Below are 20,969 nucleotides of genomic sequence, written 5' to 3'. Positions count from 1 at the left end.
TTCACAAGAAAAACGTGACGCAAACCTCATTGTTAACGAAAGTTGTGTTTCCATTTCAACTATTTTATACTGAATCCAGGACTATTTGCATAGAAAGGGACTTAATGCGTATGAATACCCGGATGCAACAAATTATTCAACAGCTATTGACATCAACAGATCTGCAAACAAGCTCAGAGCTGGCTGTTGCTTTACAGGTTAGTTCAAAAACGATACGTAATGATATCAAAGAATTAAATGAACAATTAAATGAAAATATTGCTCGTGTCGAATCCTATCGAGGAAAAGGCTATCGAATCAATGTCATTGATAAAGAAGGATTCAAACGCTTTTTACAAAAAATAACAGATGTAAACAATCAGATTGTCCCGACTGAGCCTGATGATCGCGTACAATTTTTGGTAAAGAAACTTTTATTGCAATCATCTTATATAAAAATGGACGTACTTGCTGATGAACTATTTATTAGTCGATCCACTTTACAAAGCGATTTGAAAAGTGTACTTAAAATTCTGGAACGTTATAGTCTGTCTCTTGATCATAAACCAAATTATGGGGTTAAAGTGCTCGGAGATGAAATGCAAATACGATTTTGCATCTCCGAATATGTATTCAATCAAATGCAAAATATAAATATAACGGACCAAGCTTCAGATTGGCTGGAGATACTACCCAAAGATGAAATAGAATGGATTCGAAATAGTATTCTTTCCAAACTGAAAAAATATAAGACAACCATCACTGATATTAGTCTGCATAATTTAATTACGCATATCGTTATTTCCTGTAAGCGGATACATGAAAGGTACGTAGTTAAAATGTATCAAGAGGAGCTCAACAAGATCACGGGTAAAAAAGAATATACGATTGCAAGGGAAATTGTCCAGGAAATAGAACAAAAACTAAAGATATCTTTTCCAGTTAATGAAGTTGCCTACTTAGCTATTCACTTACAAGGAACAAAAATGACACATCCTGAACAGGAAATGGAAGAAGCACAATCCGTTCTAAATGAGGAAGTTCAACAATTAACGAGTAATATCCTTTCGCAAATAGATGAAACATATGCATTAAACCTTTCCAAAGATCAGAAATTGTTGTTAACCCTTAGTTTACATTTACAGCCCGCTATTAATCGGTATCGGTATAACATGAATCTCAGAAATCCAATGCTTCAGGAAATTAAAACAAAATACCCGTTTTCTTTCGAGGTTGCTCTTACAGGTGCGGAGGTCATCAATGAAAAAATGAATATTTCCATTAACGAAAATGAAATTGGATATATGGCATTGCATATCCAGTTAACATTAGAACGACAAAAAAAGAATGCGACAAACAAAAAACGCTGTTTAATTGTTTGTGCTTCTGGACTGGGAACCGCGCAATTACTTTTATATAAGTTAAAGGATCAATTTAGCGACCATTTATATATTATGGGAACGACAGAGTATTATAATTTGCGTAAACAACCACTGGGTAATTTGGATTTTATCATTAGCACTGTCCCAATTCCGGAAAAGTTATCCGTTCCGGTCATTCAGGTAAGTGCTTTGTTTGGTAATCAAGATGTGGCTAACATTAATAGACTGATCTATAACGATGTTGAAGTAATGGAGAAATACATGCGAGAACAATTTACGTATTTAAGAATGGATTTTTCTACAAAGGAAGAAGTGATTCAATTTATCGGCAATAAACTATTTGAGGCTGGAATGGTAAATGCGGATTTTATTGACTCGGTGTTGGAACGAGAGCAGTTTTCACCTACCAGTTTTGGAAATTTGGTTGCGATTCCACACCCATTGGAATCGCAAACAGATGAAACTTTCTGGTCTATTGTTACGTTAAAGCATCCTATCCAATGGGGGGAAAAGCCTGTTCAATTGATCAATTTGCTGAATATCAATAGGTATCAGAAAGATAGTTTGAAACCAATGTACGATGTCTTGAAAAAATTATTGGATAGTCGGGCTTTGCTACAAAGACTACTTCAGTGTGAAACATATGCCGAATTTAAATCCTTATTAACTAAAGCGTAGGAAGATGCGAAGTAAATCTGCATCTTTTTTTGTCTTTTATTGTTTTTCCATTGGCAACGGAAAAACAATCTCTACAAATGTAAACGGTATTATTTTAAAATGTGGATGTAGGAAGAAAATTGATTACCTGAATTTACGGAAATAACAAACATCAGGAAAGCAGGAGCATTTGGAAGATAGATTCATTATATAAAGGGAGATGTAAGGACATGCCATTAAAAGTAACTATTATCGGAGGAGGGTCAAGTTATACACCCGAAATTATTGAAGGTATTTTAAAACGCTATGATTCCTTTCCTGTGACTGACATAGCACTCGTCGACGTGGAGTCCGGCCAAAAAAAGTTGAAAATCATCGGAGAATTAGCTGACAGGATGATTAAAAAAGCCGATAAGTCTATTAATCTTACATGTACGCTTGACCGTAAAGAGGCATTGGAGGGTGCAGACTTTGTTTCCACACAAATTCGTGTTGGTGGTTTGGATGCCCGTGCGAAAGATGAGCGCATTCCACTTAGCCATGGGTATATCGGTCAAGAGACAAATGGCGCTGGTGGAATCTTTAAAGCATTTCGGACAATCCCGGTATTACTTGACCTTGCTGAGGATGTTCATAACATTTGTCCAAATGCATGGATTATTAATTTCACAAATCCAGCTGGAATGGTTACCGAAGCAGTTTTAAGGCACTCATCTCACAAAAAAGTGATTGGTGTTTGCAATATTCCATTCAATATGCGTCATTCCGTGGCAGAAATTCTAGAGGTATCAGCGGAAACGATAAAAATCGAATTTGTAGGATTGAACCATTTTGTATTTGGAAAAAAAATTTACGCTGATGGTATGGACCGGACACAGGAAGTACTGGACAAATTGGCTGACGAAGAGCTGGACTACTCACCCGCTAATATTGTTAACCTTGGTTGGTCAAAGACATTTATTAAGGCAATGAATCTTTTACCTAATCCCTATCACCAATATTACTTCCAAACACGAGAGGTACTTGAAAAAGATATACAAGCGTTTAAAGAGAATGGAACACGTGCAGAGGAAGTTAAAGCGTTGGAGAGGTCGTTGTTTGAGTTGTATAGAAATCCGGATCTAAATGTGAAGCCAAGGGAATTGGAACAGAGAGGAAGTGCTTTTTACAGCGATGTGGCTTGCAGTTTGATGGACTCCATTTATAACAATAAAGAGGATATACAGACAGTAAACACACTCAATAATGGTGCTATACCGGATTTGCCGGATGACTGTGTGATAGAAGTGAACAGTATCATTTCCAAACACGGTCCACGTCCAATCGCGTCAGGTCCGCTACCATCAACCATAAAGGGAAGTATCATCCAAATGAAGGCTTTTGAAAAATTGGTGATTCAGGCAGCTGTTACTGGTGATTACAGTGATGCGTACACATCCATGCTTATGAATCCACTGGTAGCAGATGAAAAAGGAAGCAAAATTCTGCTTGATGAATTGCTGGAAGCACACAAAGCGTACTTACCGCAATTTAAAGTCAATCATTATTAAATTAAAAAAACAAGGAGTGTAGAAGGATGAAAAATATTATGTTAGTTTGTTCAGCTGGAATGTCTACGAGTTTGTTAGTAACAAAAATGGAAAAAGCAGCAGATGAAAAAGGAATAGAAGTGAATATTTTTGCGGTTTCGGAAGCAGAAGCAATTAATCATTTCAATGAAATCGATATTTTGTTGCTTGGGCCACAAGTGCGTTTTTTAAAAGCTAAGCTGGAGAAACAGCTAGAAAGTTATCATGTTCCGGTAAAGGTAATTGATAGTGTTGACTATGGGATGGTTAACGGCGAGAAAGTATTAGATAGTGCGTTGGAAGAACTATCGGGCAAATAAAAGCTAGAAGGTGGTGTGCATCATATGAATCGCTTTATTGAATTTATGGAAAAATATTTTATTCCCATTGCATCGAAAATTGGTTCACAAAGGCATCTTGTTGCAGTACGAGATGGATTTGTGACCATTATGCCACTTATGATCTTAGGCTCGTTGGCAGTATTGATTAATAATTTGCCTATTGACGCATATCAAGACTTTTTAAGTTCCATTTTTGGAGAGGAAAACTGGCAAAAGTTAGGTGGTAGTCTTTGGGATGGCACATTTCAGATTATATCCGTTTTAGTTGCATTTACGATTGCCTATCATTTGGCGAATTCTTATGGTAAAGACGCTATTAGTTCAGGTATCGTTTCGGTTGCAGCGTTGATTATACTGATGCGGCCAATAGCAGATGGAGCAGGTCTGCCTACGGACTGGCTTGGTGCAAATGGGTTATTTGTTGCCATTGCAGTTGCACTTATATCAACAGAAATTTTTACACGTTTATCGGGGTATAAGCGCCTGCAGATTAAGATGCCAGAAGGGGTGCCACCTGCTGTTTCAAAATCTTTTTCGGCACTTTTTCCTTCTATGATAACGCTAATCATCTTTGCACTATTTGAAGTGATTTTATTTGCGGCGAATGCTCCAGAAGTGCACGAATTGATTTTTGATCTCATTCAGGCACCAATATCACATTTATCCAATACGGTATTTGCAGCGGTTGTGATAGCCCTATTAATGCACTTATTGTGGTTTTTCGGTCTGCATGGATCCAATATGATGGAACCAATTATGGAATCCGTTTATTTACCTGCTATAAATGCAAATGCAGAGGCGTTTAAAGCGGGACAAGAAATTCCGTATATTGTTACCAAACCGTTTTTTGATTCATTTATGTATTTAGGTGGTACCGGAGCCACACTTGCTTTGATAACAGCAGTATTCATTGCTGGCAGGAGCCACAAGCATTATTATCAAGTTTCTAAGTTAGGGGTAGCACCAGGGCTCTTTAATATTAATGAACCAATTTTATTTGGGTTTCCGATCGTTTTAAACCCAATTATGATCGTGCCATTTTTCCTGGCGCCGGTTATTTTAACTGTGTTTAGTTATTTTGTCATATCCGTAGGGCTCGTACCAAAAACGATTGCATTCATACCGTGGACAACACCACCTGTGATCGGCGGATTTTTATCGACAGGTTCGTGGCGTGGTGGAGCACTAGCGGCAGTGAATTTCGTCATTGCAGTTGTTATATACTTGCCATTCGTAAAAATGGCAGCAAGAAACTATCTTCAAAAACAAAACGATAAGGAATCTGCTTAGGTACGGGAGGAATCATCATGGAAATGGAACAGGTAATCATGGGAATCATTACGCATAGTGGAAATGCTAAAAGTGATGCGATGGAGGCAATCCAACATGCCAAAAACAAAGAAATAGAACAAGCAAATCAGTTAATGGAGCATGCTGAAAAGGAATTATTGGAAGCACATTCCCAACAAACAACATTGATACAAAATGAAGCACGAGGTGAAAAAGCAGAAATTACGCTGCTCCTGGTTCATGCGCAGGATCATCTCATGACCGCAACAACGTTCAAGGATCTTGCGAAAGAATTCATCGAGTTGTATGAAAAAAATAAGAAGTTCCTTCGTTAGGCATCGATTATTTCGGTGTCTTTTTACGGAATATTTTTTAGAATAGACCTATTTTCAAAAGAAAGGAGGTAATATTTAATTATGACAATCGAGTATATATTTCCAGAAGGATTTTGGTGGGGGAGTGCGGCTTCTGCTACTCAGACAGAAGGTGCAGCCAATATGGATGGTAAAGGCAAGAATATTTGGGACTATTGGTATCAGAAGGAGTCTAACCGATTCTATAATCAAATTGGTCCCACTAACACTTCCCGTTTTTATGAACGGTATAAAGAAGATATACAAACGATGAAAGAAATTGGGCATAATTCCTTTCGCCTGTCTATTTCCTGGTCGCGTCTTATCCCGAATGGTAGCGGTGAGATCAATCAAAAAGCTGTACAATTCTATCATAACGTTTTGGATGAATTGACTAGTGCTGGCATTGAACCATTTGTTAATTTATATCACTTTGATATGCCACTTGCAATGCAGGAAATAGGCGGCTGGGAAAGTCGGGAAGTTGTAGAAGCATTCAAAGATTATGCAGCTACTTGTTTTGACCTGTTTGGAGACAAAGTTAGGAACTGGTTTACCCAAAATGAACCAATTGTTCCTGTAGAAGCAGGTTATTTGAATGATATGCACTATCCGAATGTGGTGGATTTTAAAAGGGCTATTCAAGTGGGTTATAACTCTATTATTGCAAATGCTCAAGCAATTAAAGCGTTTAGAGACGGCAATCTTAATGGGAAGATAGGAATTATACTCAATTTAACACCTTCTTATCCGAGAAGCGAGCATCCTTCTGATCAAAAAGCGGGCAGGATTGCTGATTTGTTTTTCAATCGATCATTTCTGGATCCTTCCGTAAAGGGGGAATTTTCTTCAGAACTTGTTCAGCTTCTTGAGGATTATCATCTTTTGCCGTCAACGGAACCATCGGATAGGGAGATGTTGAAAAGAAATACGGTTGATATTTTAGGTGTAAACTACTATCAACCGCGAAGGGTAAAAGCGAAAGAATACATGCCTCATCCGGAAGCACCGCTTATGCCGGAATATTTTTTCGATTTCTATGAGATGCCTGGAAGAAAAATGAACCCTTATCGAGGATGGGAGATATATGAAAAGGGTATTTATGATATTTTAATGAATCTAAAAGACAATTATGGAAATATTGAATGTTTTATTTCCGAAAATGGGATGGGAGTACAGGATGAAGGCCGCTTTAAGGACGAACACGGAATGATTCAGGACGATTACCGGATTGACTTTTTTAAAGGTCATTTGAAGTGGGTGCATCAAGCTATTCAAGAAGGATCAAATGTTAAAGGATATCAGGTGTGGACCTTCATGGATAATTGGTCGTGGCTGAATGCCTATAAGAATCGGTACGGACTCGTGTCGGTCGATTTGGATAATCATGCTAAGCGTAAAATCAAAAAAAGCGGTTGGTGGTTTAAGGAGCTGGCTGGGAATAATGGGTTTTAGCAATATGTTGTAAAGGGGACTTAGCCATGAAACAACTTGGTGTATCGATTTATCCGTCAAGAAGTAATGTTGAAGATGATAAATCGTATTTGGATCTTGCTCGTTCATTAGGATTTACAAGAATTTTCACGAGTTTGCTCGAAATAACGGGAGATACGGACGAGGTCGTTAAAAAATTTAAGAACGTTATAGAATATGGCAATTCACTTGGGATGGAAACCATCTTGGATATCAATCCGGAGTTATTTGACCAATTAGGAGTTAGTTATGATGATCTGCGTTTTTTCAAAGAACTAGGAGCTGCGGGGATTCGCTTGGATCTTGGTTTTACAGGTGCAGAAGAGGCAAAAATGACCAGGAATGCACACGGGTTAAAAATTGAAGTGAATATGAGCAGTGGCACTAACTATATCGATCATGTGACGAGTTATCAGCCTAACACAGAAAGATTATATGCATCGCATAATTTCTACCCACAGAAATACTCTGGGATTTCCCAGAAACATTTTGAACAGACAACAAAAATGTTTCAAAAATATAATCTCAAAACTGCAGCATTTGTAACTTCCCAACATGGAGATATTGGTCCCTGGCCAGTGCAAGCCGGATTATGTACGCTTGAGCAGCATAGAAATCTTCCCATTCAGATGCAGGCAACGCATTTTCGTTTGATGGACATGATTGATGATTTGATCATTGGAAACGCTTATGCGACAAAAAGGGAACTGCAACAGATGTCAGAGGCTTACTTTTCAACACTACCCTCTTTTGAGGTGGAACTTGCTAAAGATGTAACGGATATAGAAATGAAGATCGTATTAGAAGAAGAGCATCAATACAGAGGGGATCGATCCGCATATATGATCCGTTCCACTTCATCAAGGGTGAAATATAAAGAAGGAGATTTCCCACCGCATGATACTGTCCCTGTCAAAAGAGGAGATGTCATCATTTGTAATAACCACTTTGGTCAATATAAGGGAGAATTACAAATTGCTTTGCAGGATATGGAAAACGATGGTGATCGAAACGTTGTAGGTCAATTAAAAGAGGAATCTCACTTTTTACTAGATTATTTGCAACCATGGACAGCATTTATATTTAAACGCTCCACTTTTGGAATTGAAAATCAATGGTAATCTACTGTAAAACAAAGGATTTCATATGTTTATGACAAGGGGGCTGGGACATAACTAGTCAAAAAACAACTTAAAAATGGTTCCGATCATCGTTTTTTGACGATCGGAACCATTTTTTGTTGGCTATTTTTTATTATTTTGATTTGTATTGATCACGGGTGTATTTTCTCAGAGTAGCCATGGATAATTTGGATGTCTTTTTTTGAAACATGGTATAATTAAAATAAATTTAATTAGGATCTCTCTTTCAAAAATTCATGTAGAGTTGAGGTGCCCAAAATTATAACAGTTAGACATTTATTGGATAAATTGGAAGCCCATAACGTAGAGCTTATATCTGGCAAGGATGGAATAGACAAGCAAATAGAATATATAAATATACAAGAATTTGCACTTAAAAGTGAGCGTATAAAAGAGAATGGTGTTCTTTTAACAACATTTAAGTCTTTTCTTGAATCAGCTAATATTATTGAACATTTAAATTGGCTAAAGAACAGAGAAATTAGTGCTGTTGGAGTGCACACTGTTTTTATAAAAGAAATACCTCAGGAAGTAATTAACTTTGCTAATGTCAACAATTTTCCCATGTTTGTCATTCCTGAAGAAATTTCCTATCAGCAAATTATGCAAGTTTACAATGAGTTATTAATGATAGATGCAAATGATGTACGCATAAAAATGGAACAGGTAAATATTAAAATGTTACGAGCAGCAGCGCTTGATAAGGATGCACAATATATCGTATCCACTATGGGAAAACAGTTGGGATTATCAGTTTTAAATATTGATAAGTCATTTAATGTTAAGAGTTTCCAACTTAATACTGATTTTAGTATATCTAAATTACAGCGTATTGCAAAAGAAATCATGGAACAGAAAGAGACTTTAAATAGGGAAATATCAGATTACAAATTTGAAGATAATTATTTTAAATTATTTCCCATCATTGACAACAAGAGTTTCTACGGGTTTTTAGTTATTTGTGTAGAAAAGGAATTAAGTTTATCTGATTGGTCAATTATTAATTATGGTAAAACTGCTTTGTTGCTTGATGCAGTAAAAAGAAGTTCTATTGAAAAATATGTAAAAAACCGTGATATGAAGATTATAGAATCTGTATTAAAACCGTCTAAGCCTGAGCAAATGGACTTTCATGACTTATCCCCCCATCTCAAAGAAGCAAACTATCTTTATTTGATTGAATCCGATGATTTGGTTGTATTAAATAATGTCTATGAAGATATATATTTAATTATAAATAAGATAGATCCGGCTTCTCTATTGTGGATATATGACAATCAAATTATTTGCATTGTAAGGTATGAAATATCAACTGACTTTTTGAATAAACTGGATAAACGTTATGAAAATATATTTTTTGGAATTAGTGAGAAATCAAGAAATATTAATGTAGATAGTATTCAAGAGAAGTATGAGCAGGCAAAAATAGGCATCAGAGTAGGAGAAAAAAGAAAGAATATGGTTAATCAATGGAAAGACTTAGGTCTTGATAAATTTCTTATTGCACTTGGACAAAGGAACATATTGCAAAGTTCCATTTATAATCTGTTAGAGCCTCTAATAAATCATGATGAAACGTTTGATTCTGAATTGGTGAACACGTTGACAGTTTATTTAAATAATTATTTTAGCCTGAAGAGAAGTGCAGAAGAATTATTCGTCCACAAAAACACGATAAAGTACAGAATAGCAAAAATTAAGGAATTGTATAAAGGTGTAAATTTTGAGGATCCCGAAACTTACCTGCTATTTGAGATTGCTTTAAGATTATATGAAATGGAATGTAAGAGTCGGAATAAATATTGCCATCAAACGTAAGGAACAAAAAACGGAAATATTTTTGTTCCTCCAGGACAATGAAAATTCTCCTTTAACATAATAAAATGTACTAACAGAATATTAATACTGACTATTTAATGAAACTCGATAAGTATTAACATTGTACTTTATTATCTTGAAACAGAATCTTAAAAAGAACAATTACCATAAGATGTAGGTCAATTAAAAAATGTTAGCGTTACCAATATTGTTATATGCGGTATTTATTCTGTCTATTTAAATTTTATTATAGGGGTGTTGAGGATGGATACAACAAAAAGGGTAAACAAATTAAGAGAAATAATGGCCAATAAGGAAATTGATCTATCAGTGATAATGAATTTTGAGAACCAATTTTACTATTCTGGCTTAAAAGCAATTACTTATTCAAGGCCTATCGTCTTAACTGTAGATTCTGATACGTTAAGCTTAATCGTTCCCTCTTTGGAGGAAAACCATGCAAAAACTGTGACAAAAGCTGACAGGTTATATGTTTATCATGAAACCTTAATTGGAGGTAGCAAAGGTAAATCCCACATTGAACATTTAAAAACGTTAGTTTCATCCTATCCTTCAGGCACAAGGGTTGGTGTTGAATTTTCTTCCCTACCACTTCAATTAGGTAATATGATGAAAAAAGCAGGATTCGAACTGGTTAATATTGATAAAGATATTGAAAAAATGAGATATATCAAGGACCAGGAAGAAATTGACTTAATCACAGAATCAGGAAGATTAGTAAGCCTGGCTCTAAAAAATTCCCTAGAGAATGCAAGTGCAGGACTAACCGAAATTGAACTTGATCAATTTGGAAATCAAGCTTTATTTGCAGAAGTTGCACAAAAACATCCGGATTCAACGTTGGATTTCTTTGTGATGACTCCGTCAGGAATAGATAGAAGTATCTTGCCACATGTATTTTCAAATACGAGGAAGTTTCACGATAACGATATTTCTATTCACAGCCGTCAGGTAGGACTTAATGGTTACCGTGCTGAATGTGAGAGAACCTTTTTTATCGGTACGCCAACGGATAAACAAAAGGATTTATTTAAAATAGCACATGAAGCACAATTGGCTGCCCTGGATACCATAAAAATAGGAATTACAGCAAAAGAAGTCAATGAGGCGGCTCGACAAATATTTATAAAACACGATGTTGAAGAATACAGTATTCATAGGACCGGACATGGAATTGGAATAGGCTTACATGAAGAACCTTCTTTAAGATATGATAATGATCTTGTTTTGCAGGAAGGAATGGTTTATTGCGTCGAGCCGGGGTTATATGTACCTGGTGTTGGTGGTTTTCGCCACTCTGATACAGTCGTACTCAGAGATGATGGCTCTCACCAAATCACCAATTATGCCAAAGAATTGGAGGATTTACGTTTCTGACTCACTAAAGCAATTGTTTGGGTACGAAAGGGGCTAAATATATGAATGTATATCTCGTGGGAGTTGTAGTCTATTTATTAGTCATGGTACTTGTAGGTGTATACTTTGGTAAAAAATCGATAAATGACAATGAGGATTTTATGGCTGCGGGACGATCCTTACCACTTTGGGTAGTAAGCGGGACACTTTTGGCAACTTTTGTTGGTTCTGGGACTGTGGTTGGCGGGGCCAGTTTCATCTATCAATATGGCCCCTTTGCCGCCATTTTCAACTTGTCTGGCGGAATAGTAGGAACGATTATACTATATTTCTTGGCAGGAAAAATAAGAACCGGCGAAGCATATACTGTTCCAGAAATGATTGAGAAAAGATTTGGTACAACGGCTAGACTGGTATCTTCAATTATTATTTTACTAGCCTTTATTGGTATAACGGCATATCAGTTTACTGGAGGCGCTTATGTATTACAAATTACAACTGGATTACCAATTGGAATTGGTTCAATTATTATAGGGGTATTGGTTATCTTTTTAACGGTAAGTGGCGGATTATTTTCGGTCGCGTATACAGATGCAATTAGTGCCATTTTGATAGTAGCCGGATTTCTGCTGGGACTGCCTTTTGTTCTCCATTCAGTAGATGGATTTTCTGGATTATCTCTTTCGCTGCCAAGCAATACTAAATCCTGGAATGGTGGTTTAAGTATTCCCCAGCTTCTTGGGTTCTTTTTACCTTTATTTTTGCTTGTTTTGGGAGACCAGAATATGTATCAGCGTTTTGGTGCCGCGAAAAATCCAACAGTTGCTAGAAGATCAACAATCGGATTTTTTATTGGTAGTTGTTTCGTAATTAGTTTAACGATAATTATTGCTACCTCCGCAATTGTTATGTTTCCTGAAATTGCTCCAGACACCGCGGTGTTGAATATGGCAATAAATGGTTTGCCATTGGCGATAGGATTAATCGTTTTGTGTGCGGCAGTGGCCTTTATTATAACCACAGCTACTTCCTATTTATTATCTGCTTCAGGGAATATTATCTATGATTTGTTAAAGAGATTTAGCAACAAAGATATTAGTGATAAGAAATTGTTGAAATATAATCGGGCTACAGTTGTTGCGGTTGGAGTTTTAGCATATATATTGGGCATGTATTTTCCAACTGTATTAGAATTACAAATGTATTCGTATACCATGTATGGGGCAGCATTGACACCGGCCATTTTAGCGACAGTTACGTGGAAAAAGGCTACTACAGCTGGTATTATGAGTTCCATGATTGTTGGTGCAATAGGTACAATTTTCTGGGAAGTTGTCTTAAATAAACCATTTGATTGGAACAGTGTCTTGTTTGCGCTGCCACTTTCTGTACTAACTTTAATTGTTGTTAGTCTATTGACAAACAAGGAAGGTGTGGCTAAAAGCAATCAGGATTCATTTGTTATAAATGATTGAGTTAATCTGGCTTCAGTTAACCCCGATAATCTTTTTATTACAGCAATAAACTATTTTGAGCTTTGGACAATATATAGAGATAAGATCCCATATGAACAAGAGAGTATTCAAGCAATTATTGTAATGAATCCTTGAATCACTTATATTTTAGTTAAAAATTAAGAAGTTTTTGTAAGAAGTGAGTATTTACCGAAATGCTCACTTCTTAATAATCGAAAGGAGAACCAGTCATGGAATATGTTATTGATAATGTTCAAATTCTTCAAGGTCCTGATTTGGAAATAAAACATGATTGTGGAGTTTGGATTAAAAATGAAGAAATTTATAAAATACTCCCCAAAAAAGATTATCTGGATCACTTGAAATATATTAATGGAGAAGGAAAGTATCTCATGCCGGGCTTAATAGACTTACATGTTCATATCATGTGGGATGGTTCCAAAGACCCCGTATCCACCTTAAAAGAAGAAGGTTATGAGCAAATGTTAATTCGTGCAGTGTCCTACTGCCAAGACTATATTGAAGCCGGAATTACAACGATAAGGGATATTGGATCTGTAGATGATATTGCGCTACATGTAGCTAAAGGCATAAAGAGAGGACTTATTAAAGGACCAACTATAATTGCTAGTGGGAAAACGTTAACGATGACTGGTGGTCATGATCCATTCTGGGCAAGGTTTGTGGATGGTCCAAATGAGGCGTTAAAGGGGGTTCGAGAGCAGATTTTTAAAGGTGCAGAAGTTATTAAAGTGAGTTCTACAGGTGGCGTGTATGGTCGGCATGAGGGTGAATCAGTCGGAAATGCGGAATTAAGTATGGAAGAACAGCGGGTTATTTGTGATGAAGCACATAAATTTGGATTAAATGTCGCTTCCCATGCAATTGGAAGAGAAGGTATTTTGAACTCAATACAAGCCGGAGTTGATACAATTGAGCATGGACATTACTTAGATGAGGAGCTTATAACAATGATGGAAGAGAGGGGGACTGCATGGAATCCGACGCTCTATGTTTACCAAACGATTGCATCGCTGGAGGAAATACCGGCATACGCCAAACAAAAAGCGTTAGAAATTGTTGGGAGACATGAAAAGGCATTTAAAACCTTTTTTGACCGGAACATATTAATCGGAGCAGGATCTGATGCTGGTTCACCGTCTACTCCTCATACAGCATTATTAGATGAATTATTAATGATGTATAAGTTTATACCGAATACAAAGGAAATCTTGAAAACGGCAACAACGAATGCTGGTGCAATTTTGGGAAGAAAGGTTGGACAAATTAAAGAGGGCCATAAGGCAGATTTAGTCCTCCTTCGAGATAATCCATTGAATGACTTAAACAACTTAAGATCGGTCGATAAGGTGTATGTTAATGGTGAGTTAGTTTATTCATGATTAATGGAATAATAAGACGGGAAGTATTGGTAGTATTATAATATTATAAAGAAACGGGTGATAAGTACATGGAATGGCCAAAGGCGGTAACTTTTGATTGTTTTGGGACATTAATTGACTGGGAAGGCGAAATCCAACTTGTTTTCAAGGAGATACTGAAAAAGAACGGCGTAGAAAATGTAAACATTGTGCAACTGCAACGTTATTGGGAGGACGTACAATTTGATTACATTCAAAATGAGTATCGTCCGTACAAGGAAGTATTAAAAAACACATTACAAATGGCTTTTAATCATTTTGGATACCCGTTTACCGAGGCGGATAGTGATTACTTCTCTGAATCAATGGGGAGATGGTGTCCGTTTCCTGATACGAAAGACGCTTTGTTAGAGATTAAGAAATATACGAAAATTGCATTGCTCACGAACACAGATGATAACATTATTGAAGAAACGGTATCAAGGCTTGGGGTGGATTTTGATGAGATAGTTACAGCAGAACAAGCTAGGGCATACAAAGCTAATCATGAGGGTTTTCACCTGCTTTTGAATAAACTAAATCTGGATAAATCTGAAATATTACATACAGGGTTTGGATTTAAGTATGATGTTGTGCCAGCTTCTGAACTCGGTATCACCACTTGTTGGGTCAACCGCTATGGGGAAACCCGCCCAGTAGATGTGAAAGAAGATTATTTAGTTGGCGATATGAAGACATTTTCACTATTAATTAAGGGTTTGGCATCCCAGTAAATCAGGGTGTCTCTTCTCGAATTATGTCATATAATGTCGAATAAAAAGAGTAGTCGATGATCCTGTACTTCAGCCCATTTAATTGTTCTTCCGTTGTTTGATCTGCAAATAACTTGTGGTTATCGGGTAGAGTTCATGACCAGCAATTGGATTATCGCTTACAAGCTAAGCATAAATTACCAGGAATAAACTACTGTTTTTGTAAACGTTTTTATTTTCTGTTGACTATTCCAAATGTCATGATAGAATAAAGTTATTGGAATATTTGGATCATATGTTACTGATGCGATCAGGCATGGTGATAATGAAAATGGATGATAAAAAAAGTCCATTGATATCGCCATGCCTTTTATTTATGTCGCCGCTGATTCTAATGATAGATCGATATATTCCAATCCAAAAAGTATTCATTCCCAATATCCGACCAAACAATTCACAGGGAGGTGCAGAGGAATCTGTCATTCAAGCAAGTTTTATCATTACCTAGAACGTTGATAACAATACAGGAAAGGAAGGGATCAACAGATGAAAAAACGAGTCGTCTTCTCAGTTACGGTCGCAGCTATTATGCTATTTGGTACGGTTTCCCATATGTTTACGCCAGTTGCAAAAGCAGCAGGTAAAAGCCCTGTAAAGGAATATGAATTTTACCCAACACCCCATAGCGTGGAATACGGTAATGGGATGCTGTCGCTTAACAAGGGAGTTCAAGTTATCTATGATGATACGATTGATCGTGTGACGAAAAGAAAGGTGGAAAAAGCATTCACGGATCATGGTTTGGAAGCACCATCTGTTGCGAGTGAGCCGTCAAAGGATAAAGTGAATCTGATGATTGGTACAAAAAATTCAAACGGTCCGGTTGATAACTATGCTAGCGAACATGTGGATAGTGAAGGGATAGATTTTGACCAAATCGATGCCTATCAATTGGACGTTAGCGATAACAACATCGTGATTTTAGGAAAAGATACCGATGCCAGTTTTTACGGGGTTGTTACGCTGGAGGCGATTCTTGCTCAAAGTCCGCAACAGGTGATTCGCAATATGCATGTGAACGATTTTGCCAATACGGAGATTAGAGGGTTTATTGAAGGGTATTATGGTATTCCTTGGAGTAATGAAGATAGAATGTCCCTCATGAGGTTTGGCGGCAATCACAAAATGAATTCGTATGTATTTGCACCAAAGGATGATCCTTACCATCGGGAAAAGTGGGACGAGCTGTATCCGAAAGAGGAGCTGGAAGAAATAGGGGAAATGGCTGACGTCGGGGAAGAAACGAAAACACGGTTTATCTGGACGATTTCCCCATTAGGTGAAGTTGCTGAACTTGCCAGAGAGGAAGGGCAGGATGCGGCAATGGATGTTCTTGATGAAAATACCGATAAGTTGCTTGCCAAATTTGATCAATTATACGATGTAGGGGTGCGCCAATTCGGTGTCAATGGGGACGATGTTGGAAATCTGCCAACGGATTATGTCGTTGAATTGATGCATTCCATTTCTGAATGGGCGGATGAAAAAGGCGATGTGCGCGATACGCTTTATACTCCTGCAAGCTATAACTCCGGTTGGGCCTGGAACCCGGATGAGCTAAACGCTTATGAAAAAGGCTTCGATGATAATATCCATATTTTGTGGACAGGATCAACTACCTGTGCACCTGTTGTTCAAAGTACCATCGATGTTTTTAAAAACAAAAGCAATGACGGTGTAGAACGAAGGGATCCACTATTTTGGCTGAATTGGCCGGTAAACGATGTGGATATGCAAAGAGTCTTCCTCGGCAAAGGAGAAATGCTGGAACCTGGTATCGAAAATCTTGCTGGCGTTGTAACCAATCCAATGCAGGAAGCCGAGGCGTCCAAGATTGCTATCTTTGCCATTGCCGATTACACATGGAATACCGAGGATTTTGATGCGCAAACAAGCTGGGAAGATAGCTTTAAGTATATCGAACCGGACGCCGCGGAAGCATTGCATGAACTTGCCAAGCACATGTCTGATGCGGATCCAAATGGTTTAAAGCTATCTGAAAGTGAAGATATTAAGGAACTATTGGATTCGCTTACGGAAAAGCTGGATAACGGAGAATCATTAAAGGGAATATCTCCGGAAGCAATGGATGCGTTCCAAACGATTGCGGATGCGGCCGATGGTTTTATGGCAAAAACAAAGAATGAAAATCTGAAAGAAGAATTGGAGCCATTTGTAAATGCATTGCATGATATGGTACTTGCTGATAAGGAATTCTTGAAGGCTGCCGTTGCTGTTGAGGATGGTAACAATCAAGCTGCATGGAACGTAATTGAAAAAGCAACGGCCTTAAGACAACAAAGCCTGAATTATGACCGGCCATTAATCGATGGAACGACAAAAGCAAAGCCTGCCCAAAAGAGACTGCAACCATTTACTGATCATTTGCAGGAGAAGGTGACCATTCAGGGCATGCAAACGTTGGTAGATTATGAAGCGGATCAAGGTAATATGGACGCGTCTGATGCACGTTTGTTGCAGACTCATCTGAAGTCACTTGATCATTTTATCAACGTGAAGTCATACGAAAAGGCAGAAAAGCACATGAAAAGTTTGAAACAATTGGTTGCGAAATATCAGGAAGCTGGTCAAATCGATGAAGATGTGGCAAAAACATTGGTCAAGCATGCTGATATACTAATTGAAAAGTGGCAGTAGTACGGTGTTGGATCCCTCTGGCGTTTATGCTGGGGGGATTTTACGCTCGCTTTTCTTTTAAAACAAGCTACGATTACACAAAGAACCTATCAAAACGGAGGAGGGAACCCTTTTTAAAAAATAAAATTTCCCAAGCAACAAAATAGGCATCGAAAAGTCTAAAAATAGATGGACTTTTTTGATGCCTATTTTGGCTTTTTTGATTCAAGTGTACGTATTCAATAATACAAAGATGAATTGTACATCAACCTCAATGGCAGTGATCAACTGCTGTCATTTTCCTCGGAGTTATTGTTTTCATTATCGCTTTCACTGTCATTATCCTTTTTCTTATCTTTGTTATTATGCTCGTTGTCGTTATTATCTTCGCTGCTGTGATCATCCTCTTTATTCTTTTGTTGATCTTCTTGTTTTTGGTTGTCCTTGTCTTCTTCTTGATTAGCCTTGTTTTCTTCTTGATTAGCCTTTTCCTTATCTTGTTCGTCTTCTTGCTGTTTGTCTTCTTTGTCTTCTCCTTTATCTGCCTCTTCCTTGTCTTGTTTATCCTCTTGTTCTTGATTGTCCTTGTCTTCTTCTTGATCCGGTTGTTCCTTGTCCTGTTCGTCTTCTTGTTCCTGGCTGTCCTTGTCTTCTTCTTGATTAGCTTGTTCCTCTTCCTTGTCCTGTTCTTCCTCCTGTTCTTCCTCTTGTTCTTGATTTTCCGTGTTTTCTTCTTGATTAGGTTGTTCGGTGGTTTCTTGTTGCTCTTCCTGATTTTGGTTTTCCTCGTTTGTTCCTTGATCCGCTTGTTCCTCGCTCGGTTGATATTGTGCACCACGTACATACAGTTCCGAACCGCTGGAGACCACCGAATCCGGTTTTTTGAAATCGTCCATATTCGGATCCGAAATCTCGGACATTAGTGTTTGGAAGAGCTGCATGGCAATATTCTGTGAGCCGTCATATCGGATATATTGTACATCGCCGTCTTTATTTTTTAACGATGGGTAACCGGTCCAAACTGCAAGGGAATATTGAGGTGTATATCCAACAAACCACGAATCAAGCACACCATCTCCCAGGCCGTATTGATCTTTGATATCGTTCGGAATATTGGTTGTTCCGGTTTTCCCCGCCACAGGTATCCCAGGAATGTTTGCTTGTGTCCCAGTTCCGCTTGCAACGACAGTCTTGAGCATATCGGTGATCATATAAGCAGTATAATCATGCATGGCATTCTTTGGCTTTGATTTTGGCTTCCATTTCTTTCCGTCCGGGAAAACTATTTTTTTAACCGTGGATGGTTCATGATACTTACCGCCATTACCAAATGCTGCATAAGCCCCTGCCATTTGTAAGGGAGAAACACCATCAAAACCACCGATCGAAGCTGATTCAAAGATCGGATCAATTTTGATACCCAGTCCTTTGGCAAACTTTTGCGCTTTGTCTTGTCCTACAGCCTGAAACGCTTTTAGGGCGGGTATGTTTCGCGACCATTCCAAAGCCCGTCGCATCGAGATATCACCCCAGTATTTGTTATCCCATTCATTGATTGGTGTTCCGTCGCTGTACTGATACGGCTCGTCACTCAGTGTGTGCGATGTGGGCCAATTCAAATGTTCGATCGCTGGAGCATAATCCAAAATGGGCTTAATGGTTGAACCTGGTTGATTTTGGACATTGGTGCCGTAATTGGTATATCCGACCGCCTTGAAATGACGCCCACCTCCGACTGCTTTGATAGCACCCGTTTTTGTATCAACAAGTGTGATTCCTGTTTCGAAATGTTTATCCGGATAAGGGATATCCTTCGAGTGAATCAAATCGTAAACTGCTTTTTGTGCTTTCGAATCAAGAGTCGTATAGATTTTCAAACCGCCCTGGTAGAAATCTTTTTCAGAGACGACCTTTTTCTGATTGACCATTTGTTCATAGACCGTATCGATAAAAGCATTATAAGGGTCATCATTATTCTCCTGCTTTTTTTCTTCTTTCCTAATAATTTCGGAAATCGGTTTGGCTTTGGCCTTATCAGCTTGTTGTTTGGAAATAACGTGATTGCTTTCCATTGCCGACAGCACTTGGTCGCGGCGTTTTTGTGCCCGTTCAGGATGCTTGAAAGGGTCGTCAGCGCTTGGTGCATTTGGCAGACCGGCAAGCAAGGCAGCCTGCGATATATTTAATTTGGAAAGATTGTTCTCGCCAAAATACGTTTTTGAGGCCGTTTTGATGCCATACGCTCTGTGTCCGAAATAGACATTATTTAAATACATCTCGAGAATTTCATCTTTTGAGTATTTCCTTTCCAATTTTAAAGAAAGCCATGCTTCTTGCACTTTTCGTTTCAGTGTTTTCTCCGGGGTTAGCACACTCCGTTTGATCACTTGTTGTGTAATGGTCGAACCGCCTTCTGCACCCCAGCCGTTTTTGACATTGGCGAAGACCGCCCCAAACAAGCGATGGAAATCAATACCATGATGATCGCGGAACCTTTTGTCTTCTATAGAAATGACAGCGTCTTTTACTGTTTCCGGAACATCGTCAATATGTATTTTGACTCGATTTTCCTCATGAAACACGGTACTGACAAGTTTTCCATCCTGATCATATATCCGTGTGGACTGAGGCGTTTGCAGGTCACTTGCCTTCAATGTTGGCGCATCATGGATCATGACAGCGATCGTGATGCCGCATGCGATCACCGCGAGTAGAAAAGCCGCACAGAGACCGAGCAGAATCTTTTTCCACAAGCTTCTTTTTCGTCCGTGTGATCGTGTTTTCTTCTGTTTCTGTTGTCGCCGTCGTTCTTGTCTTGAAGTGTATTCGTCGGACATATGCAGCACTCCTAGCTTATCTAGTAATCTATTAGATACTTCTTTCTGTTAAATAAAAACATCTACAGGGTATATGTAGAATGGATATTGTGGAAAAACAGAATAGATATAACAAATTTGTACCTACATCTTTATTAATATGTCTGGTTCTTTCATCATTTTGCTTATTAAAATATCAGATTCTGCTCTCTTTTTTATTGATTGTATATAGTGAGCTATTACTTTTGCGATGTAACCATATACTTATTCTACTAATTCCCCGTTTTTTATCAATTTTAACGTATTTTAATCTGGGTTGTGACATTTTTGTTTTGGGGTAATCGAGTTAACGGTATATACTATGCTAATTATAGCTTATTGATTACTATAAGTTTATAAGTTTGGGTACTGTCAATAAGTTTGTGTAAATTAATAGAGTATCCTCGGAATTGGGATTTGTTTTCTGA

14 protein-coding genes are annotated in these 20,969 nt (G+C 37.9%); 13 read left to right on the top strand and 1 reads right to left on the bottom strand.

The window, feature by feature from the left end:
* The first annotated feature begins 104 nt into the window (after positions 1-104).
* The 13 genes from ABRT01_RS12310 (at position 105) to ABRT01_RS12250 (ending at position 17,707) form a co-directional block, all read left to right on the top strand.
* Positions 105-2,039: a BglG family transcription antiterminator gene (locus tag ABRT01_RS12310; RefSeq protein WP_269410306.1), complete on the top strand. Its 1,935-nt coding sequence runs from the start codon at positions 105-107 to the stop codon at positions 2,037-2,039.
* A 209-nt stretch (positions 2,040-2,248) separates the two neighbouring features.
* Positions 2,249-3,568 carry a 6-phospho-beta-glucosidase gene (locus ABRT01_RS12305; RefSeq protein WP_367747517.1) on the top strand — a complete coding sequence of 440 codons (1,320 nt, stop codon included), beginning with the start codon at positions 2,249-2,251 and terminating at the stop codon, positions 3,566-3,568.
* 26 nt (positions 3,569-3,594) lie between these two features.
* On the top strand, positions 3,595-3,906 hold the full coding sequence (locus ABRT01_RS12300) for a PTS sugar transporter subunit IIB (protein WP_269410304.1): 312 nt from the start codon (positions 3,595-3,597) through the stop codon (positions 3,904-3,906).
* A 24-nt stretch (positions 3,907-3,930) separates the two neighbouring features.
* Positions 3,931-5,217, top strand: a complete 1,287-nt coding sequence (gene celB / locus ABRT01_RS12295; RefSeq protein ID WP_269410303.1) for a PTS cellobiose transporter subunit IIC — start codon at positions 3,931-3,933, stop codon at positions 5,215-5,217.
* 17 nt (positions 5,218-5,234) lie between these two features.
* Complete coding sequence (locus ABRT01_RS12290; protein WP_269410302.1) at positions 5,235-5,552, top strand: PTS lactose/cellobiose transporter subunit IIA; 318 nt, start codon at positions 5,235-5,237, stop codon at positions 5,550-5,552.
* Between the two features lie 81 nt (positions 5,553-5,633).
* Positions 5,634-7,025 (top strand): glycoside hydrolase family 1 protein, encoded by a 1,392-nt coding sequence (locus ABRT01_RS12285; protein ID WP_269410301.1) that lies wholly within the window; start codon positions 5,634-5,636, stop codon positions 7,023-7,025.
* Between the two features lie 26 nt (positions 7,026-7,051).
* Complete coding sequence (locus tag ABRT01_RS12280) at positions 7,052-8,164, top strand: DUF871 domain-containing protein (protein WP_367747512.1); 1,113 nt, start codon at positions 7,052-7,054, stop codon at positions 8,162-8,164.
* A gap of 270 nt (positions 8,165-8,434) precedes the next feature.
* Entirely contained in the window at positions 8,435-10,003 is a 1,569-nt protein-coding gene (locus ABRT01_RS12275) for a PucR family transcriptional regulator ligand-binding domain-containing protein (RefSeq protein WP_367747509.1), read from the top strand.
* Between the two features lie 264 nt (positions 10,004-10,267).
* Positions 10,268-11,401 (top strand): M24 family metallopeptidase, encoded by a 1,134-nt coding sequence (locus ABRT01_RS12270; protein WP_269410298.1) that lies wholly within the window; start codon positions 10,268-10,270, stop codon positions 11,399-11,401.
* Positions 11,402-11,442: 41 nt separating this feature from the next.
* Entirely contained in the window at positions 11,443-12,855 is a 1,413-nt protein-coding gene (locus tag ABRT01_RS12265) for a sodium:solute symporter family protein (RefSeq protein WP_367747505.1), read from the top strand.
* 230 nt (positions 12,856-13,085) lie between these two features.
* A complete protein-coding gene (locus ABRT01_RS12260) occupies positions 13,086-14,258 on the top strand; it encodes a metal-dependent hydrolase family protein (RefSeq protein WP_367747502.1) in 1,173 nt (390 codons plus the stop codon).
* A gap of 68 nt (positions 14,259-14,326) precedes the next feature.
* On the top strand, positions 14,327-15,010 hold the full coding sequence (locus tag ABRT01_RS12255; protein ID WP_269410294.1) for a haloacid dehalogenase type II: 684 nt from the start codon (positions 14,327-14,329) through the stop codon (positions 15,008-15,010).
* Between the two features lie 525 nt (positions 15,011-15,535).
* Positions 15,536-17,707, top strand: a complete 2,172-nt coding sequence (locus ABRT01_RS12250; RefSeq protein ID WP_367747499.1) for a glycoside hydrolase family 84 protein — start codon at positions 15,536-15,538, stop codon at positions 17,705-17,707.
* Between the two features lie 263 nt (positions 17,708-17,970).
* Here the strand turns inward: ABRT01_RS12250 and ABRT01_RS12245 are convergent, their stop codons facing one another.
* On the bottom strand, positions 17,971-20,523 hold the full coding sequence (locus ABRT01_RS12245) for a PBP1A family penicillin-binding protein (protein WP_367747496.1): 2,553 nt from the start codon (positions 20,521-20,523) through the stop codon (positions 17,971-17,973).
* Between the last annotated feature and the right edge of the window lie 446 nt (positions 20,524-20,969).

It is taken from the genome of Lentibacillus sp. L22 (assembly GCF_040812445.1).
GTDB classification, from domain to species: domain Bacteria; phylum Bacillota; class Bacilli; order Bacillales; family Amphibacillaceae; genus Lentibacillus_C; species Lentibacillus_C daqui.
This window is presented reverse-complemented; position numbering and strand designations above follow the sequence as displayed.